The 16275-nt window shown below is 69.7% G+C and carries 19 protein-coding genes and 1 tRNA gene; 12 read left to right on the forward strand and 8 right to left on the reverse strand.

Going from position 1 to position 16275, the window contains the following annotated elements:
- Positions 1-129 precede the first annotated feature (129 nt).
- The gene (locus ACFYWJ_RS06830) at positions 130-1473 is read right to left on the reverse strand and encodes an FAD-binding oxidoreductase (RefSeq protein ID WP_355274907.1); all 1344 of its coding nucleotides are present in this window, start codon (positions 1471-1473) and stop codon (positions 130-132) included.
- On the reverse strand, positions 1470-1802 hold the full coding sequence (locus ACFYWJ_RS06835) for a Rid family hydrolase (protein ID WP_355274904.1): 333 nt from the start codon (positions 1800-1802) through the stop codon (positions 1470-1472). The genes ACFYWJ_RS06830 and ACFYWJ_RS06835 overlap by 4 nt, the downstream gene beginning before the upstream one ends.
- A gap of 115 nt (positions 1803-1917) precedes the next feature.
- On the opposite strand from ACFYWJ_RS06835, the gene ACFYWJ_RS06840 reads away from it, so the two are divergent.
- Positions 1918-3051, forward strand: a complete 1134-nt coding sequence (locus ACFYWJ_RS06840) for a helix-turn-helix transcriptional regulator (RefSeq protein ID WP_355274901.1) — start codon at positions 1918-1920, stop codon at positions 3049-3051.
- 69 nt (positions 3052-3120) lie between these two features.
- Here ACFYWJ_RS06840 and ACFYWJ_RS06845 read toward each other — a convergent pair whose 3' ends face one another.
- A complete protein-coding gene (locus tag ACFYWJ_RS06845) occupies positions 3121-4956 on the reverse strand; it encodes an acyl-CoA dehydrogenase (protein ID WP_355275414.1) in 1836 nt (611 codons plus the stop codon).
- A 231-nt stretch (positions 4957-5187) separates the two neighbouring features.
- On the opposite strand from ACFYWJ_RS06845, the gene ACFYWJ_RS06850 reads away from it, so the two are divergent.
- Positions 5188-5781 carry an alpha/beta family hydrolase gene (locus ACFYWJ_RS06850; RefSeq protein ID WP_355274899.1) on the forward strand — a complete coding sequence of 198 codons (594 nt, stop codon included), beginning with the start codon at positions 5188-5190 and terminating at the stop codon, positions 5779-5781.
- A gap of 43 nt (positions 5782-5824) precedes the next feature.
- Positions 5825-6289, forward strand: a complete 465-nt coding sequence (locus tag ACFYWJ_RS06855) for a flavodoxin family protein (protein WP_355274896.1) — start codon at positions 5825-5827, stop codon at positions 6287-6289.
- Here ACFYWJ_RS06855 and ACFYWJ_RS06860 read toward each other — a convergent pair.
- The 3 genes from ACFYWJ_RS06860 to ACFYWJ_RS06870 all read right to left on the reverse strand — a co-directional run bounded on the left by ACFYWJ_RS06860 (position 6269) and on the right by ACFYWJ_RS06870 (position 9006).
- Positions 6269-6958, reverse strand: a complete 690-nt coding sequence (locus tag ACFYWJ_RS06860; RefSeq protein WP_355274893.1) for a class I SAM-dependent methyltransferase — start codon at positions 6956-6958, stop codon at positions 6269-6271. The genes ACFYWJ_RS06855 and ACFYWJ_RS06860 overlap by 21 nt on opposite strands.
- A 22-nt stretch (positions 6959-6980) precedes the next feature.
- Positions 6981-8087: a DUF4185 domain-containing protein gene (locus ACFYWJ_RS06865; RefSeq protein WP_355274890.1), complete on the reverse strand. Its 1107-nt coding sequence runs from the start codon at positions 8085-8087 to the stop codon at positions 6981-6983.
- Positions 8088-8259: 172 nt separating this feature from the next.
- Positions 8260-9006, reverse strand: a complete 747-nt coding sequence (locus ACFYWJ_RS06870; RefSeq protein WP_387161052.1) for a crotonase/enoyl-CoA hydratase family protein — start codon at positions 9004-9006, stop codon at positions 8260-8262.
- Positions 9007-9130: 124 nt separating this feature from the next.
- Between ACFYWJ_RS06870 and ACFYWJ_RS06875 the strand changes: the two genes are divergently transcribed.
- The 7 genes from ACFYWJ_RS06875 (at position 9131) to ACFYWJ_RS06905 (ending at position 14157) form a co-directional block, all read left to right on the forward strand.
- Positions 9131-9448, forward strand: coding sequence for a hypothetical protein (locus ACFYWJ_RS06875; RefSeq protein WP_355274888.1), 318 nt, complete (start codon positions 9131-9133; stop codon positions 9446-9448).
- Positions 9449-9538: 90 nt separating this feature from the next.
- Positions 9539-10654, forward strand: coding sequence for a dimethylsulfone monooxygenase SfnG (sfnG, locus tag ACFYWJ_RS06880; protein WP_355274886.1), 1116 nt, complete (start codon positions 9539-9541; stop codon positions 10652-10654).
- Positions 10654-11922, forward strand: a complete 1269-nt coding sequence (locus ACFYWJ_RS06885) for an SfnB family sulfur acquisition oxidoreductase (protein ID WP_355274883.1) — start codon at positions 10654-10656, stop codon at positions 11920-11922. Before sfnG ends, ACFYWJ_RS06885 begins: the two co-directional genes overlap by 1 nt.
- 32 nt (positions 11923-11954) lie before the next feature.
- On the forward strand, positions 11955-12473 hold the full coding sequence (locus ACFYWJ_RS06890) for an NAD(P)H-dependent oxidoreductase (protein WP_355274881.1): 519 nt from the start codon (positions 11955-11957) through the stop codon (positions 12471-12473).
- On the forward strand, positions 12466-12963 hold the full coding sequence (locus tag ACFYWJ_RS06895; protein ID WP_355274879.1) for a flavin reductase family protein: 498 nt from the start codon (positions 12466-12468) through the stop codon (positions 12961-12963). Before ACFYWJ_RS06890 ends, ACFYWJ_RS06895 begins: the two co-directional genes overlap by 8 nt.
- A 194-nt stretch (positions 12964-13157) precedes the next feature.
- Entirely contained in the window at positions 13158-13598 is a 441-nt protein-coding gene (locus tag ACFYWJ_RS06900) for a hypothetical protein (protein WP_355274876.1), read from the forward strand.
- A 79-nt stretch (positions 13599-13677) separates the two neighbouring features.
- Positions 13678-14157 (forward strand): hypothetical protein, encoded by a 480-nt coding sequence (locus tag ACFYWJ_RS06905; RefSeq protein ID WP_355274875.1) that lies wholly within the window; start codon positions 13678-13680, stop codon positions 14155-14157.
- 97 nt (positions 14158-14254) lie between these two features.
- Here ACFYWJ_RS06905 and ACFYWJ_RS06910 read toward each other — a convergent pair.
- Positions 14255-14328, reverse strand: a tRNA-Gly gene (locus ACFYWJ_RS06910).
- Between the two features lie 286 nt (positions 14329-14614).
- On the opposite strand from ACFYWJ_RS06910, the gene ACFYWJ_RS06915 reads away from it, so the two are divergent.
- Positions 14615-15034: a hypothetical protein gene (locus tag ACFYWJ_RS06915; protein WP_355274872.1), complete on the forward strand. Its 420-nt coding sequence runs from the start codon at positions 14615-14617 to the stop codon at positions 15032-15034.
- A gap of 128 nt (positions 15035-15162) precedes the next feature.
- Positions 15163-15762, forward strand: coding sequence for a dCTP deaminase (dcd, locus tag ACFYWJ_RS06920; RefSeq protein WP_355274869.1), 600 nt, complete (start codon positions 15163-15165; stop codon positions 15760-15762).
- On the opposite strand, the gene ACFYWJ_RS06925 is transcribed toward dcd, so the two are convergent.
- Complete coding sequence (locus tag ACFYWJ_RS06925; protein WP_355274867.1) at positions 15675-16160, reverse strand: hypothetical protein; 486 nt, start codon at positions 16158-16160, stop codon at positions 15675-15677. The two genes, dcd and ACFYWJ_RS06925, sit on opposite strands and share 88 nt — an antisense overlap.
- Positions 16161-16275: the final 115 nt, after the last annotated feature.

The following is a 16275-nucleotide window of genomic DNA, read 5'->3' on the forward strand; positions in this document are numbered from 1 at the left end:
ACCCCCGAGCCTCACCCCGACCGACGGCAATTCCCAGGGTACGCCGGGTTCGGAGGGAGAGATCAGGAAAACAGGTCACGAGTGATGCCGCGCGAACCCCTCGTCCGCGCGGCACCGTCGTGAGCTCGGCTACGCGTCGACGGCGTGCGCGGCGACCCAGACCCGGGCCGGGTCGTAGGTGTCGCGGATGTGCTGGAGCCGTTGCCATTCGGTGGGGCCGAAGGCGGTGGCCGGGTCGATCGGGCGGTCGGCGAAGTTCAGGAACGACGTCGGCGCCGCCCAGGGCCGCAGCGCCGCGACGACGCCGGTGGTGACGGTCTCGCCGAGCGCGGCGAGTTCCGGGGTCGGTGCGGGCGACACCGCGAACAGGGCGTACGCGCCGGCCAGGTGGGTCAGCGCGGCGTCCTGGGGACGGGCGAGCGCGCCGCCGAGGTGACGGAGTTCGGCGAACATCAGCGGGGTCTGCACGCCGGGGCCCGCCACGGCGAGCAGGGCCTCGACGGCTGCTGCCGGGAGGTCGGTGAGCAGCGCGTGATCGCTCACAGCGGGGGTCGGGCCGGGCGGGTCCATGTGCACGTCGAGCAGGGCGGCGGCCGGGATGCGGGCGAAGGTGTCGAGTTCGGGGGCCAGCGCGCGCAGCGGGGCGAGCAGCTCGGCGGCGCGGTCGTCGGCTTCGAGCACGGCGCCGTCGATCACCACCAGGGCGCGTCCGGACAGGAACGGCGGCAGCTCGGGCAGCGGGGGAAACCGCATGAGCCGCACCGAGGTGGTGACCGACTCGGGGACCGCGGCGGTCCAGTCCCGCCACGCGGACAGCACCTCGGGCGCGCGTTCGATATCCCACAGCAGCATGCCCGCGAAGACGTCGGCGAGCGGGAGCAGCTCGAGTTCGATCGCCACCACGACGCCGAAACCGCCGCCGCCACCGCGCACGGCCCAGAACAGGTCGGGATGCTCCTCGGCGGTCGCCCGCACCAGCGATCCGTCGGCGGTGACGATGTCGATCGCGCGCACGGCCGAGCTGGCCAGACCGTGTTCGCGGCCGTAGAACGACAGACCACCGCCGAGCAGATACCCGGCCACCGCGACATCACCGGCACTGCCGTGCAGGGCGGTGAGTCCGTGCGGTGCCGTCGCCGCGAGCACATCGCGCCAGAGCGTGCCGCCGGTGACGCGCGCGCGACGGGCGACCGGATCGACGGTGACGCCGGTCAGCTCGTGCAGCCGGAGCAGCAGCACGTCCTGGAGATCGGCGAGGGCGGCGGCGCCGTGCCCGGTGCTCTGCGGCGCGATCCGCAGGCCGAGCGCGGTGGCGGCCCGGACGATGTCGACGACCTCGTCGACCGTGCGCGGCACCGCCACGGCGGCGGGGCGCTGCCGGACGGCGAGGTTCCACGGGGTGCAGGCCGCGTCGTAGCCGGGGTCGCCGGGCAGGAGCGCGAGGTCGCGCAGGGCGGTCGTGGTCGGGTTCATGGTCGGTCCTTCGGATCGGAGGGAGTGGGGATCACGAGCGCGCTGAGCTCGACGAGCGTGCCGGGTAGCGCGAGGTGCGCGACATCGACGAGGTCGACGGGCACCGGGGCACCGTCGAGCCATTCCATGACGAGATCGGCGAGATCGGCGGCGTCGGCGGGCGCGCGGGCGCTGACCCGCAGACGCACGATCGATGACGCACCGAGCCCGTGCGCGGCCAGCGCCGACTCGAGCCGCTCGAACGCCAGGCACAGCTGTGCGGCGGCGTCCTCGGCGTGCACGAGGCGGCCCGACTCGTCGACCGAGTTCGTCTCGATGGTGATGGTCACGTGCTCCAGATTCGCGCGTTCGCCCTGGTCGGGGCCATCCCAGCCGTTTGGGGAATCGGATATCCCAGCCGTCTGGGATATGGCGGCCTATGGTCCGCGGCGCATACTGGGGGACATGCGCAGCCGGCTTGTCCCCGAGCGCGTGCGGAGCGATCTGGATGTGCTCTCACGTGCCGGTCTCGATCTCGACGAATTCCTCGTCGAGGCGACCGACGCGGTGCGCCGGGCGGTACCGGCGGTGGCCGCGTGCGTCGGCACCCACGATCCCGCGACGATGATGCTCACCAGCGCGCGCAAGTACGGGTCGCTGGTGTCGGCGAACGAGCACGACCGGCTCTTCGGCCTCATCGAGTACGGCACCGAGGACGCGACCTCGTTCCGCTCGCTCGCGGTCTCCGACCGGCGCGCGATCGGCATGCACGCGGTCCTCGGCGACGACATCGACCGCTGCGAGCGGATGTCGCGGCTGATGCGCCCGCTCTACGGCTTCGCCGACGAAGCGCGACTGGTGTTCCGGGACGCTTCGGGCGCGTGGGGGTGCCTGGCGCTGTTCCGCGGCACCGACGACCCGGCCTTCGCCGACGACGAGGTCGACTATCTGGCCTCGCTGTCCGGCGCGTTCGCCCGTGGCGTGCGCGCGGGCGTGCTGACGCGGCTCGCCGACGCCCCGGAGCTGGGCGCCGAGACCGCGGGTCCGGCCGTCGTCATCGTCGACGCGAACGACGAGGTGTCCCAGATCAGCCTCGGCGCCGAGGAACGCTTCGCCCAATTACGGTCGTCGGTGCACAGCGGCGATCCGTTGAGCCTGGTGATCTCGCTGGTCAGCGCGGCGCGGCGGATGCTGGGGACGCCCGGCGCCGCGATGCCGAGGGCGCGGGTGCGGACCCCGTCCGGGGTGTGGCTGGTGCTGCACGCGTCACCGCTGGCCGGGCGCGACGGCGCCGTCGGCGATGTCGTCGTCACCATCGAAGAGGCGCGGCCGCCGGAGATCGTCACCCTGGTCGTCGCCGCCTTCGGCCTGACCCCGCGCGAGCACGACGTCACCCGCTTCGTCCTCCAGGGCGTGGAGACCAAGGAGATCGCCGCGGCCCTGCACGTCTCGGCCTACACCGTCCAGGACCACCTCAAGTCGATCTTCGAGAAGGCGGGCGTCCGCAGCCGCCGCGAACTCATCGCCCGCGTCTACTTCGACCAGTACGTCCCCCGCATGGGCACCGAAGTCGGCCCCTCCGGCTGGTTCGCCGGATAGTCAGGAAACGACGAACGGCCCGGAGTCGGAAGACTCCGGGCCGTTCGGGAATCGGTCAGACCGTCAACCTCAGAAGGCGGCCTCGTCCAGTTCCATGATGTCGTTGTCCAGGTTGGCCAGGATCGCGCGGGTCGCGGTCAGCTCCGGCAGGACGTTGCGGGCGAAGAACTGCGCCGAGGCGACCTTGCCGGTGTAGAAGGCGACGTCGGAGCCGGTGGCGCCGTTGTCCAGGGCCGCGAGGGCGATCTCGGCCTGCTGCAGCAGCTGCCAGCCGATGAACAGGTCGCCGACCGCCATCAGGAAGCGGACCGAACCCAGGCCGACCTTGTACAGCTCGGTCGGCTGCTCCTGGGCGCCCATCAGGTGGCCGGTCAGGGTGGCGGCCATGGTCTGGACGTCCTCGAGCGCGGTGGCGAGCAGCTTGCGCTCGCCCTTGATGCGCTCGTTGGCGCCCTCGGCGTCGATGAACTTCTGGATCTGGCCGGCCACGTGGGCCAGGGCCACACCGCGGTCGCGGGCGATCTTGCGGAAGAAGAAGTCCTGCGCCTGGATGGCGGTGGTGCCCTCGTAGAGCGAGTCGATCTTCGCGTCGCGGATGTACTGCTCGATCGGGTAGTCCTGCAGGAAGCCGGAGCCGCCGAAGGTCTGCAGCGAGTCGGTCAGGTACTGGTAGGCGCGCTCGGAGCCGACACCCTTGACGATCGGGAGCAGCAGGTCGTTCACGCGGAACGCGACGTCCTTGTCCGCACCGGAGACCGCCTCGGCGATTTCCGGGTTCTGGTGCGCGGCGGTGTAGAGGTAGATCGCGCGCAGGCCCTCGGCGTACGCCTTCTGGGTGGCCAGCGAACGACGCACGTCCGGGTGGTGGGTGATGGTCACGCGGGGCGCGGCCTTGTCGGTCATCTGGGTCAGGTCGGCACCCTGGACGCGGGTCTTGGCGTACTCCAGCGCGTTCAGGTAACCGGTCGACAGGGTCGCGATGGCCTTGGTGCCGACCATCATGCGAGCGTTCTCGATGACGTCGAACATCTGCGCGATGCCGTTGTGCACCTCGCCGACCAGCCAGCCCTTGGCGGGCACGCCGTGGCCGCCGAAGGTGACCTCACAGGTGGCCGAGGCCTTGATGCCCATCTTGTGCTCGACGTTGGTGACGAACACGCCGTTGCGGTCACCGTAGGTCTCGGTCTCGAAGTCGAAGTGGACCTTCGGGACGTAGAACAGCGACAGACCCTTGGTGCCCGGGCCGGCACCCTCGGGGCGAGCCAGCACCAGGTGCATGATGTTCTCGAACAGGTCGTCGGAGTCACCCGAGGTGATGAAGCGCTTGACGCCCTCGATGTGCCACGAGCCGTCTTCCTGCTTGACCGCCTTGGTGCGGCCTGCGCCGACGTCGGAGCCCGCGTCGGGCTCGGTCAGCACCATGGTGGCGCCCCAGTTGCGCTCGGCGATCTTGGCCGCCCAGCCCTTCTGCTCCTCGGTGCCGTTGTTGAAGAACACCTGGGCGAAGCCGGCGCCCGCGGCGTACATCTGGATCGGCGGGTTGGCGCCGAGCACCATCTCGGACAGCGCCCAGGTGATGGCGGAGGGAGCGTTCAGGCCACCGAGCTCCTCGACGACGCCGACCTTGGCCCACTCGCCGTCCTCGAGCGCCTTGTAGGACTTCTTGAAGGACTCGGGCAGGGTGACCGTGTGGGTGTTCGGGTCGAAGGTGGGCGGGTTGCGGTCCGCGTCGGCGAACGACTCGGCCAGCGGGCCCTCGGCCAGGCGACGGACCTCGGAGAGCATCTCCTTGACGGTGTCGGTGTCCAGGTCACCGAAGGTGCCCGCGTCGAGCAGCTTGTCGATGCCGAGGACCTCGAAGAGGTTGAACTCGAGGTCGCGAACGTTTGCCTTGTAGTGGCCCATGTGAGTACTCACTCTCCGTTGAGTTCTGGTGCGGTCGGTTGTGCGCCGTTCCCGCCCGTGTGACGTCCACCGGGTAGCGTGCCGGTTTTCCGCATGCTACTCGCGGGTAACTTATGGACCATATTACCGGTGAGTAATCGTCTCGGCAAAGGGGCTGGGGGCAATGTGACGTGAAAAACACGCACGGGCGCCGAAACGTTGCTCGCCGCGACGGCGGGGCTACCGTGAGGTGTGCGCATCGAGACGAGTGCCGGACCCGCCGAGATCGAGCTCGACCAGGTCGACGACCCGGCTTTCCTGCTGGTGATCACGCACGGCGCCGGTGGCGGTGTCGATGCGAAAGACATTCTGGCAGTACGTGATTCGGCGGTCGAAGCCGGTGGCGCGGTGGCCAGGGTGGTGCAGCCGTACCGGGTGGCCGGGCGCCGGGCGCCGGGGTCGGCGGACAAGCAGGACGAGGCGTGGCTCGAGATCGTGGCCGCGCTGCGGGCCAGGTTTGACGGGGTGCCGATTGTTCAGGGGGGTCGCAGCAACGGCGCGCGCGTGGCGTGTCGCACCGCCGTGGCGGTCGGCGCGCGCGGGGTGATCGCGCTGTCGTTCCCGTTGCATCCGCCCGGGAAGCCGGACAAGAGCAGGCGGGCGGAGTTGCTCGCGCCGGGGGACATCGAGGTCGTGGTGATCAACGGCGGCAGCGACCCGTTCGGCGTGCCCGATCCCGCCGATGCCGCCGAGGTGAAAGTGATCCCCAAGCAGGCACATTCGTTCCGCACGGGGTTCGACGTGATCGCCGCGACAGTCGAACCCTGGTTCGCCCGCTGGCGCTAGGCTGGCCGCGCAAGCACGCTTCGATCGAGGCAGGGGGCACGGCATGAAGGCGCTCATCGTCTGCACGTCCAAGTCGCACGGCAACACCAGGAAGGTCGCCGACACCATCGGGTCGGTGCTCGACGCGCGGGTGGTCGACCCGGCGGAGATCACCGCGGCCGAACTCGCCGGTTACGACCTCGTCGGATTCGGGTCGGGGGTGTACTGGATGGCCCTGGACGCGCGCCTGCGCGAGTTCGTCGACGAACTGCCCGCCGGGCAGGGACGCGAGGCGTTCGTCTTCGCCACCAGCGGCTTGCCCGAGCCGAAATTCCGGCCCTACCTGCGCAATCTCGGTGACCAGCTGACCGAGAAGGGCTTCGAGGTGGTGGGCGGGTTCGCCTGTCGTGGACTCGACACGATGGGTCCGCTCGCGCTGGTCGGCGGGCTCAACAAGGGCCGTCCCAGCCCCGACGATCTGACCTCGGCGCGCGGCTTCGCCGAGCAGCTACGCGGTCGGTTCGCCTGATTCCGGCAGGTCCCGTTCGGCCAGGACCAGCGCGTCGATCGCGTCAGGGCCCTCGGTGGGCCGCAGCACCGCGTCGGCGATGCGAATGGTGAGGTGCTCGCCCGCGGCGCCCAGCTCCGCGCGGATGTCGTCGGGCGTGAACAGGATGGCCGGGTCCTGCGGGCCGCCGTAGCCGTCGGTCAGATTCCGGGTGTCGTGACCGAGCACCAGCAGGACTCCGCCGGGGGAGAGCATGCCCGCGAGTTCGCGCAGCAATGCTCCGCGCTGGTCGGCGGGCAGGTGCACGAAGACCATCAGGATCAGCTCGTACGGCCCGGTGATGCCCGCGTCGGCCAGCTCGGTGATGTCGGCGCAGTGCCAGTTCACCCGCGAGCGGACCGAGCGGGACAGCCGGGCCGCGACCGTGCGGCCCTTGTCGATCCCCACCTGGGAGAAGTCGACGGCGTCGATCTGCCAGCCGTGCGTGGCCAGCCACAGGGCGTGGCGGCCCTCGCCACAGGCCAGGTCCAGCGCGCGGGGCAGCGCGGGTGGGGTGCCGCCCGGTTCGTCGGGCAGCAGCTGGATCCGGCGGTCGAGGCCGTAGACGTACTCGACCACCGTGCTGTTCGGCGGTGCGCCCCAGATCAATTCGCTATGGGCATACCTGGCATCCCATTCCGCCGCGTCCATACCGCCAGTCTATGGGGCGGCGCTACAGCCGGGTGCGCATCAGGACGACGTTGTACTGGGTGTGGATGGTCGTCATGAAGTAGAGGTCGCGGCCCGTTTGGTACGGGAAGATCGACGGGGCGTAGGCGGTGGGGAGTTCGCGGGCGTCGATCAGGACCTCCGGGGCGCTCCACGGGCCCTCCGGTGACGACGCGCGGCGCATGACCACGGAGTTGAACGGGTCGGTGGTCAGCGAGACGAACTGGCCGAGGTACTCGTTGTACATCACCGACAGCTCGCCGACGCCGCCCATGATCGGCGCGGCCGCGTTCACGTCGTTGAGCTTCCAGCCGCCGCCGTCCCAGTACTCGTACGCGCCGAGGTTCTCGATCTGGGCCTCCGGCACCCGGGCGAGGAAGGCGTCGTTGTTGCGGCCCGAGCGGGTGCCGTACTCGTAGACGAAGCCGCCGTCCTTGAGGAAGGCGTTCATCTGGAAGTTGGTGTTGCCGCCCTCGTCGGGGCGCCGGGTGTGCCCGAGGTCGGCCCAGGTCTCGCCGTTGTCGGCGGAGGCGGCCAGGCCGGAGAAGCTGGTGGTCCACTCGCCGGGGGCGTCCCAGGTCTTCACCGACATCAGCGACATGTACTGCACGCCGTTGGCCGAGATGCCCGCGGTCGGGATGCGGCTGATCTCCAGGAACGGGATCTTCGGGCTGGGGATGAGGTCGCGCGCCTGGCCGACCACATCGCGCACCACGCTGTCGAAGAAGACGCCGCCCGCGGGGTCCTTGGTGTGGCTGCGGACCAGGATGTTCGAGCGCCACGCCCAGGTGCTGCCCGCCAGCAGGTTGGGGAAGCCGATGCCCGCGGTGTCGCCGAAGGCGGTCAGCATCTCGCCGCGGCCGTTGTCCCACATGATCCCGAGGTCGGTGCCCAGGACGTTGTAGTTCTGGGTGTTGTTCGGGCTGGCCATGCCGGTGACCTGGAAGACGGCCTGCGTGCGCCCGTGTAGGGCGGGCAGGCCGTTGGTTCCGTTGAGCACCGGGATCGGGTTGATCGCGTTGGGATTCGCGACGGCGGGCGTCGCCCCGCTCACCAGCATCGCCGTGGCTCCGGCGAACGCGGCAAGCAGGATGGAACCGGTCTTCTTCACGGTCGTCGGAGCCTCCGGGTCACGCCGAAATTCGAGCCCGCTTCAGGTTCACCTGTGTCGGGGACCACATTTCGACTATTGGGCGAATCGCAGCGATGCTAACAGCCGATCGGTGTGAGGTGTGGTACATCGGATCGTGGCTCGGCATGAACAAATGATCAGTTGCCTGTCACTAGCTACGATTCAGGGCCTTACGCAGGAGCAATGGCACCTGGGCCGCGCGTTCGGCGGCGAAGGTCGCGCGGGAATTCCGCTGCCAGGATCGGTCGAACAGGCGCTTGGCGGCGGCGACGGCGCGCGGATCGCGGGCCGTGATCCGGTCGGCGAGGGCGGCGGCCGCGGCCTGCGGGTCGTCGGCGGCCTCGGTGACGAGGCCGATCCGGGCGGCCTGGGCGGCGTCGATCGGGTCGGCGGTCATGGTCAGCAGCATGGCCTGGTCTATGCCGATGAGCTGCGACAACGTGGCGACGCCCGACATGTCCGGAATCAGGCCGTGGGCGGCCTCCATCACCGAGAACTCCGCCGTCGGCGAGGCGATCCGGAAGTCGGCGGCCAGCGCGAGCTGGAGGCCGCCGCCGTAGCAGCGTCCGTGTACCACGGCGATCACCGGCACGTCGAGGCGGCGCCAGGCCCAGCAGGCTTCCTGAAAAGTATTCGTTCCGCGCCACGGTCGCGGGAGAAATTCCCGGACGATAGCCAGCGGATCGCGGGTGGCCGCCGCGATATCGAGTCCGCTACTGAAACTGGGACCGTTACCGCTGACAATGACGACCCGGGTCTCTTTGTGCTCGGCCACTTTTCGGGCCGCGGCGACGAGATCGCGGAGCATTTCCAGCGTCAGTCCGTTGTGTTTGCCCGGCCGGTTCAAGGCGATATATGCGCGATCGCTGTCGAAGCGCACGGTGATGTGGTCTCCCATGGGGCTACCTTACTCGCGAGTCAGTTCTGCGTGGGCAGGACGGTGTGGCCCTCGCGGCGGCGGTGCGGCATGATCCTCCACGGCTGCGCATCGGCCGATGCGCGCCGATCGAGAGGACTCGAGAGTGCGGATCTGTTTGCTCGCCGCGGCGCTGCTCGCCGTGCCGGTGCTATCTGCTTGTGGCGGCGGCGACGAGGCGCCCGCGGTCACCCAGGCGGAGCTGTCGAAGTCGTTGCAGGACAAGGGGCTGACCAATCCGGAGCTGGCCGACTGCGCGGCGCAGGTCTTCCTGGATTCGGGCATGTCGCAGGACGGGCTGCGGGTGATGGTGTCCAACGCGCAGTCCGGTGATCCGGCCAAGCTGCTCGGTCAGGACGACGCCGCCAAGGTGGGCGCCGCGCAGTCCAAGATCGCGGAGAACTGCGTGCACCTGGGCCGCTGAGCCGCGGGCCGTATCGATCGCGGCGATTCAAACCCTCGTCGGGCTCCCACGCCGGTGTTGCACTGGAAACGCCGACGAGAAGGAGCCGCTATGACAACGGAGAGAATCGCCGACCAGGTCTCGTTCGCCTACTGGGTCCCCAACGTCAGCGGGGGGCTGGTGACCAGCGAGATCGAGCAGCGCACCGGCTGGGACTTCGAATACAACAAGAAGCTCGCGCAGACCGCCGAGCGCAACGGTTTCGACTACGCGCTCTCCCAGGTCCGCTACACCGCCTCCTATGGCGCGGAGTACCAGCACGAGTCGACCTCGTTCAGCCTCGCGCTGCTCGGGGCGACCGAGCGGCTGAAGGTGATCGCCGCGGTCCATCCGGGGCTGTGGCATCCGGCCGTGCTGGCCAAGTTCGGCGCGACGGCCGACCACCTCTCCGGTGGGCGGTTCGCGATCAACGTCGTGTCCGGCTGGTTCGCCGGTGAGTTCCAGGCGCTGGGCGAGCCGTGGCTCGAGCACGACGAAAGGTACCGGCGCAGTGCCGAATTCCTCGAGGTGATCCGCAAGATCTGGACCGAGGACGCGGTGAACTACGGCGGCGACTTCTACCGCATCCGCGACTTCACCCTCAAGCCCAAGCCGCTCAACACTGCGGAACGGCCGAATCCCGAACTGTTCCAAGGTGGTAACTCCACCGCCGCGCGCCGCAACGGCGGCCGCTACGCCGACTGGTACTTCTCCAACGGCAAGGACTTCGACGGTGTCACCGAGCAATTGGACGATCTGCGCGCCGTCGCCAGGGACAACGACCGCGAGGTGAAGTTCGGGCTCAACGGCTTCATCATCGCCCGCCACACCGAGCGCGAAGCCCGCGACACCCTGCGCGAGATCGTCGAGAAGGCGAACAAGCCCGCGGTGCAGGGGTTCCGCGACGCCGTGCAGCAGGCCGGGGCCTCGACCGCCGATCGCAAGGGCATGTGGGCCGACTCCACGTTCGAGGACCTGGTCCAGTACAACGACGGTTTCCGCACCGGGCTGATCGGCACGCCCGAGCAGATCGCGGAGCGGATCGTGGCGTACCGGGCGCTCGGTGTCGACCTCATCCTGGCCGGATTCCTGCACTTCCAGGAGGAGATCGAGTACTTCGGCGCCAAGGTGCTGCCGCTGGTGCGTGAGCTGGAGGCCGCCGCAACCCCGGTCGCGGTGGGACGCTGATGACCGTGGTGACCGCCGAGCGGATCACCACGGCCGCACAGGCATTGGCGATCGCCGCCGAACTCGCCGCCGACTTCGCGCGCGGCGCGGCCGAGCGGGATCACGCGCGCAGGCTGCCGCACGAGGAACTCGATCAGCTCTCGGCCAGTGGGCTGCTGGCGATCACGGTGCCCGCGGCCTTCGGCGGTGCCGACCTGCCGCCGAGCGTGGTTGCCGAGGTGTTCCGCGTCCTGGCGAGCGCCGATCCGAACATCGCGCAGGTGCCGCACAGTCACTTCGTGTATCTGAACCTGTTGCGGCTGGCGGGAACTCCCGCGCAGCAGCGGGAGTACTTCGGGCGGGTGCTCGCCGGCGCGCGCATCGCCAACGCGCAGTCCGAACGGGGCGGGGCCACCGTCGCCGACATCGCCACGACGGTGCGTCCGGTCGACGGGCGGTTCGTCGTCGACGGCACCAAGTACTACTGCACCGGGTCGCTGTTCGCCGACGTGCTCGCGGTGCTGACCAGACTCGATGACCCGCAGGGTGTTTCGGGCCGGGAGCCGGGGGAGTACGTGGCCTTCGTCGCCGCGCTGGAACCGGGCGTGCGCATCGTCGACGACTGGGACGCGCTCGGCCAGCGGACGACCGGCAGCGGCACCGTCGAGTTCGACGCGGTGACCGTGGACGCCGACCAGCTGGTCCCGCGCGCCGCCGCGGTGCACGCGCCGACCGGCTACGGCGCGTTCGCCCAGCTGCTGCACGCCGCGATCGATGCGGGCATCGCGCGGGGCGCGCTGGAAGCCGCCGCCGAATTCGTGCGCACGCGGAGCAGGCCGTGGTTCGAAGCCGGGGTCGACAGGGCGATCGATGATCCGCTGGTGGTGCAGCGCTTCGGCGAGCTGGCCGTGTCGGTGGCCGCGGCGGAATCCTCGCTGGTCGTCGCCGGTGCGGCGGTCGACGCGGCGATCCGCGGAACCTCGGCGGCGGGGGACGCCCTCCGTCCCCCGGCCGAGCGGGCCGACGCGGGCGAGCACCGGGACGACGCCGCGCGGGCATCGATCGCGGTCGCGACCGCCAAGGTCCTCGCCGATCGCGCTGCGAACGAGGCGTCGGCGGCGATATTCGAGGTGGGTGGCACGCGCAGCGCCGCGGCCGGGCATCGGCTCGACCACTTCTGGCGCAACGCGCGCACCCACACCCTGCACGACCCGGTGCGCTGGAAGTACCAGCACATCGGCCGGGCGGTGCTGCACGATCGGCCGCCGCCGCTGCACGGCGTCATCTGAGCACGGACGAAAGACAGAGTGAGGTACATCCAGTGACAGTGACCGTCGTCGTCGGCAATCCGAAGCCGGCGTCTCGCACCTTGGACGCGGCCGTGCGGGTCGCGCGGGCGCTGCGCCCCGGCGCCGAACCCGAGGTGATCGATCTCGTGACTCTCGGCCCCGGCCTGCTCGGCTGGGGCGACCCCGAGGTCACTGCGGCCGCGCGCGCCGTCGCCGCCTCGGAGCTGGTGGTCTTCGCCAGCCCGACCTTCAAGGCCACCTACACCGGGCTGCTGAAACTGTTCCTCGAACAGTTCGACGGCGGCACCGGGCTGGCGGGCGTGGTCACCGTGCCGGTGATGCTCGGCGCCGGGCCGGCCCACGCGCTCGCGCCGGATCTGCTGCTCAAGCCGGTGCTGGTGGAGATCGGCGGGACCGCGGCGCTGCCGGGGCTCTATCTCGCCGATCGTGGTTTCGCCGAGGACGGCGTCATCGAGGCGTATGCCCAACGCTGGGCGCCCGTCGTCACGGCATTGCTCGAACAGCCGGTGGAGGCGACGAATCATGCGTGAACTCTTGGACTTTCCCGCCGACGGCACCGGGCTGCGCCGCGCCTTCGCGAACTTCCCCAGCGGGGTCGTCGCGGTGTGCGCGGAGATCGACGGCACACCGCACGGCCTGGCGGTGAGCACCTTCGTTCCGGTCTCCCTCGACCCGCCGCTGGTCTCGTTCTGCGTGCAGAACTCCTCGTCGACCTGGCCGAAACTGGCCGGCGCCGGCCACCTGGGCCTCAGTCTGCTCGGCACCGACCAGCAGGCGGCCGCCAAGGCCCTCGGCGCCCGCAACGGCGACCGCTTCCGCGAGACCGCCCTGCACCGCGGCACCGGCGAGGCCGTCTTCATCGACGGCGCCACCGCCTGGATCGAGGGCGTCCCGGAAACCCACGTCCCCGCGGGCGACCACCTCGTCGTCATCCTGCGCGTCAACCGCGTCGCCGCGCGTGAGGACCTCGACCCACTCGTGTTCCACGGCAGCAAGTTCCGCACGCTGCACGCGGGCTGATTCGACGACGAAGGCCCCTGATCCGACGATCGGGGCCTTCGTCGTCGATGGCGGCGCTGCCTCGAACGCTCGGTATCGGTTGTTCGCGGGTGATCGGGGACGGTAGCCTTCGGGCGGGGGGATTCGGACAGTCGGCACGAGCTGCGGAAAGCCGTTCTCGCCCGCCATTTCCACTGTCACACGGGGGTTTTCGAATGTCTCAGATCGATGCGATGCGGGCGGGCGTGCCGTCGCCCTACGCGAACCAGCCCGCGGTTCGACGATCGACCCGCCTCGCCGGATCCGCCGGGATCGCGCTGGGTAGCGTGCTCGCGGCCTGCTCCGCCGGACTCGTGGTGGCCGGCCTGGTCGATCGCCAGTACCTGATCGTCGTCTGCGTGGTCGCGCTGCTGCCCGGGATTCTCGCCCTCAGCTTGCTCACGGCGTCACGGCGGATTCTGCGCGGCGAGATCAACGGAACCACCCGGGCGATGACGATGCTGGTCACCGCGAGCGGCCTCGTCCTGATGGGAACCGTCGGCGCCGTCATCGAAGGGCCATGGCCCGCGAAGATCCTGATGGTCGCCCTCACCATCGGCACCTTCACCACCGCGGCCTTGGTCAACCGCGCCGACCGAGCCCTGAAGGGTCAATAGCGCGGAAACGACGAAAGCCCCCGGGTGACCTGGGGGCTTTCGTACTGGAGCGTCGAGATCGACTGACTACCATGCCGTCATGTTGTCATCGAGTGTCTGGACGCGCGTTTTGTCCGGGCTCGGCGCCTGTGTCGCTGGCGTTCTGGCGTTGGTCTACGCGTTTTTTCTGCTGGTCGGAGGTATGCCTGACGAGGAAGTCTCGGCAGGTAGTCGTGCCCTGCTCGTCGCCAAGCTGATTGTCGCGGGGATGGCGGGTGTGGCATTGATCGTCGGTGCGGCGAGCGGGTGGCGGTGGGTAATCATCGGTGGCTGCTCGTTGTTCTTCGCCGATTTCGCGCTGTGGCTCGTTTGGGCTTCGGGGGTTTTCAGGACTTTTACGTTCGAGCATCCCGAGCCTGGCCCGGTCCCGGTACCACCGTTGTTCTGGTTGGTGTTGGTCACCGGCTGGGTTGTGTTTCCTGGTCTGCTCGCGGTGCTCGCGCGTCGACGGCCACCCGAACCTGCGCTCGATCCTCCACAACCGCCGCCGAGCGAACCCCCGAGCGTCTTTCACTGGTGATCTACGGGCCGAAGTGGCACGTGTGTGGCACGGAGCCCGAGTGCGCATACCCGGCGGAAACGACGAAAGCCCCCGGGTGACCTGGGGGCTTTCGTGCTGGAGCCGATGACGGGAATCGAACCCGCGCTGTCTGCTTGGGAAGCAGAAGTTCTACCATTGAACTACATCGGCGTGCGTTCATCGAGCGCGTTCGCGACTCTATCAGACCGGCTCGTGTGCCGGTCAACTCTTTGATTCGGCGAGTGGGCGTCGACCGGTGTTGACGGGTGGGCGGGGTGAAACCGGGCCGTTTCGGTGGGGTGGCGTTCTACAGTGCGTCGACGGGTCCGCACAGTTGGTCAGCGTTGCGTGCGGGGTCGGTTGGGTCGCGGTGTGCGGCGTAACAGGTTCTCCGGTTCGATGTTTCGGCTCGGTGGCGTCGGGTCGGGTGGGGCCGGGATGGCGAAAGGCTGACTGCATGAAGCGGGTTCTGTTGGTTCCGGCGATCGCGGCGCTGGCCGTGCTCGGGGCGGGGTGCTCGGACGATTCCGGGTCCGAGACCGGGACTACCACCAGTAAGACGACCACCAGCGCGACGACGACCACGTCGGCCGAGCACGGCGGTCACCAGGAATCGACCGCACCGCCGGTCGAGACCAACGCGCCGGTCCCTCCGGCCGGGCCGGGCGACATCGTCGACCCGACCACCGAGGCGCCGCCGACCGGGCCGGGCGGGATCGTGAACCCGACCACCGAGGCGCCACCGCCGACCGGCCCGGGTGGGATCGTCAACCCGACCACGGTGGCGCCGCCGCCGACGGGACCGGGCGGCATCGTCAACCCGACCGTGAAGTCCCCGCCGACCGGGCCCGGCGGCATCGTCCAGCCGACGCAGTAACGCCCGGCATTCCGCCGTCGGTGGTCTCGCCGGTGACATCGATTCGCCGAGGCCACCGACACGGGTGCCCGCGCGCTCCGGGGGTGGGGGCGGTCTACCTGCGGCATCAGGCTGCTTACACTGGGCGCGTGCTGCTCTCCGATCGTGACATCCGGGCCGAGATCGCCGCTGGGCGTCTCGGTGTCGAACCGATGCTGGATTCGATGGTGCAGCCGTCGAGCATCGACGTGCGCCTGGACGGGTTGTTCCGGGTGTTCGACAACAGTCGCTACACCCACATCGACCCGGCCATGCAGCAGGACGAGCTGACCAGCCTGGTCGAGCCCAAGCCGGGTGAGCCGTTCGTGCTGCACCCGGGCGAGTTCGTGCTCGGGTCCACCCTCGAGGTGTGCTCGCTGCCCGACGACCTGGCCGGGCGGCTGGAGGGCAAGTCGAGCCTGGGCAGGCTCGGGCTGCTCACCCACTCGACGGCGGGGTTCATCGACCCGGGGTTCAGCGGGCACATCACCCTGGAGCTGTCGAACGTGGCGAACCTGCCCATCACGCTGTGGCCGGGAATGAAGATCGGGCAGCTGTGCCTGATCCGGCTGAGCAGCCCGGCCGAGCACCCGTACGGCAGCGCCGCGGCAGGCTCGAAGTATCAGGGGCAGCGCGGGCCGACGCCGTCGCGGTCGTACCTCAACTTCCCCTTGCCGCCCGCCTCGCTCAGCGCCGTCGAGACCCGCTGAGGGGTCACCGCCAGCGCCAGGTGCAGCACCAGCGACAGCGGCGGCAGCACGTCCTCGCGGCTCGGTGGCCGCACCCAGTGACAGCCCTCGCGGCTCCAGCGGCCCAGGCTGGTCGGCAGCATGACCGCGCTGCCGACGCCGGGGATATCGATATCGAGACCCGCCAGCTCGGTGATCACCTCGGCCGGTGGCCGGGCGTCGGGTTCGGTGAGCAGGCTCCAGCGGATCTGCCTGGCCAGCACCGGACCGGCCCGGCGTTGCTCCCGTAAGGTCGCGAGCACCGACTCGGCCCGCGTGGTCGGCAGATGCACCACGCAGAGCCGATCGGTGATCGGCAGCATCACGAAGCCACCGCGCTCGCGAACGGGTAGCCCGAATTCGCGCTGGTAGCAAGACACCCAGTCATCGACAGTTCTGGCTTCCACCTTTCCAGGATCGCTGCTACGCGTGCGCGCGACCACTGCCCCGCACCGCCCTTTCACTGCCTCAGGCAACCGATTCCGCGAAGATGTG

The organism is Nocardia sp. NPDC003269 (assembly GCF_042888005.1).
Classification (GTDB): domain Bacteria; phylum Actinomycetota; class Actinomycetes; order Mycobacteriales; family Mycobacteriaceae; genus Nocardia.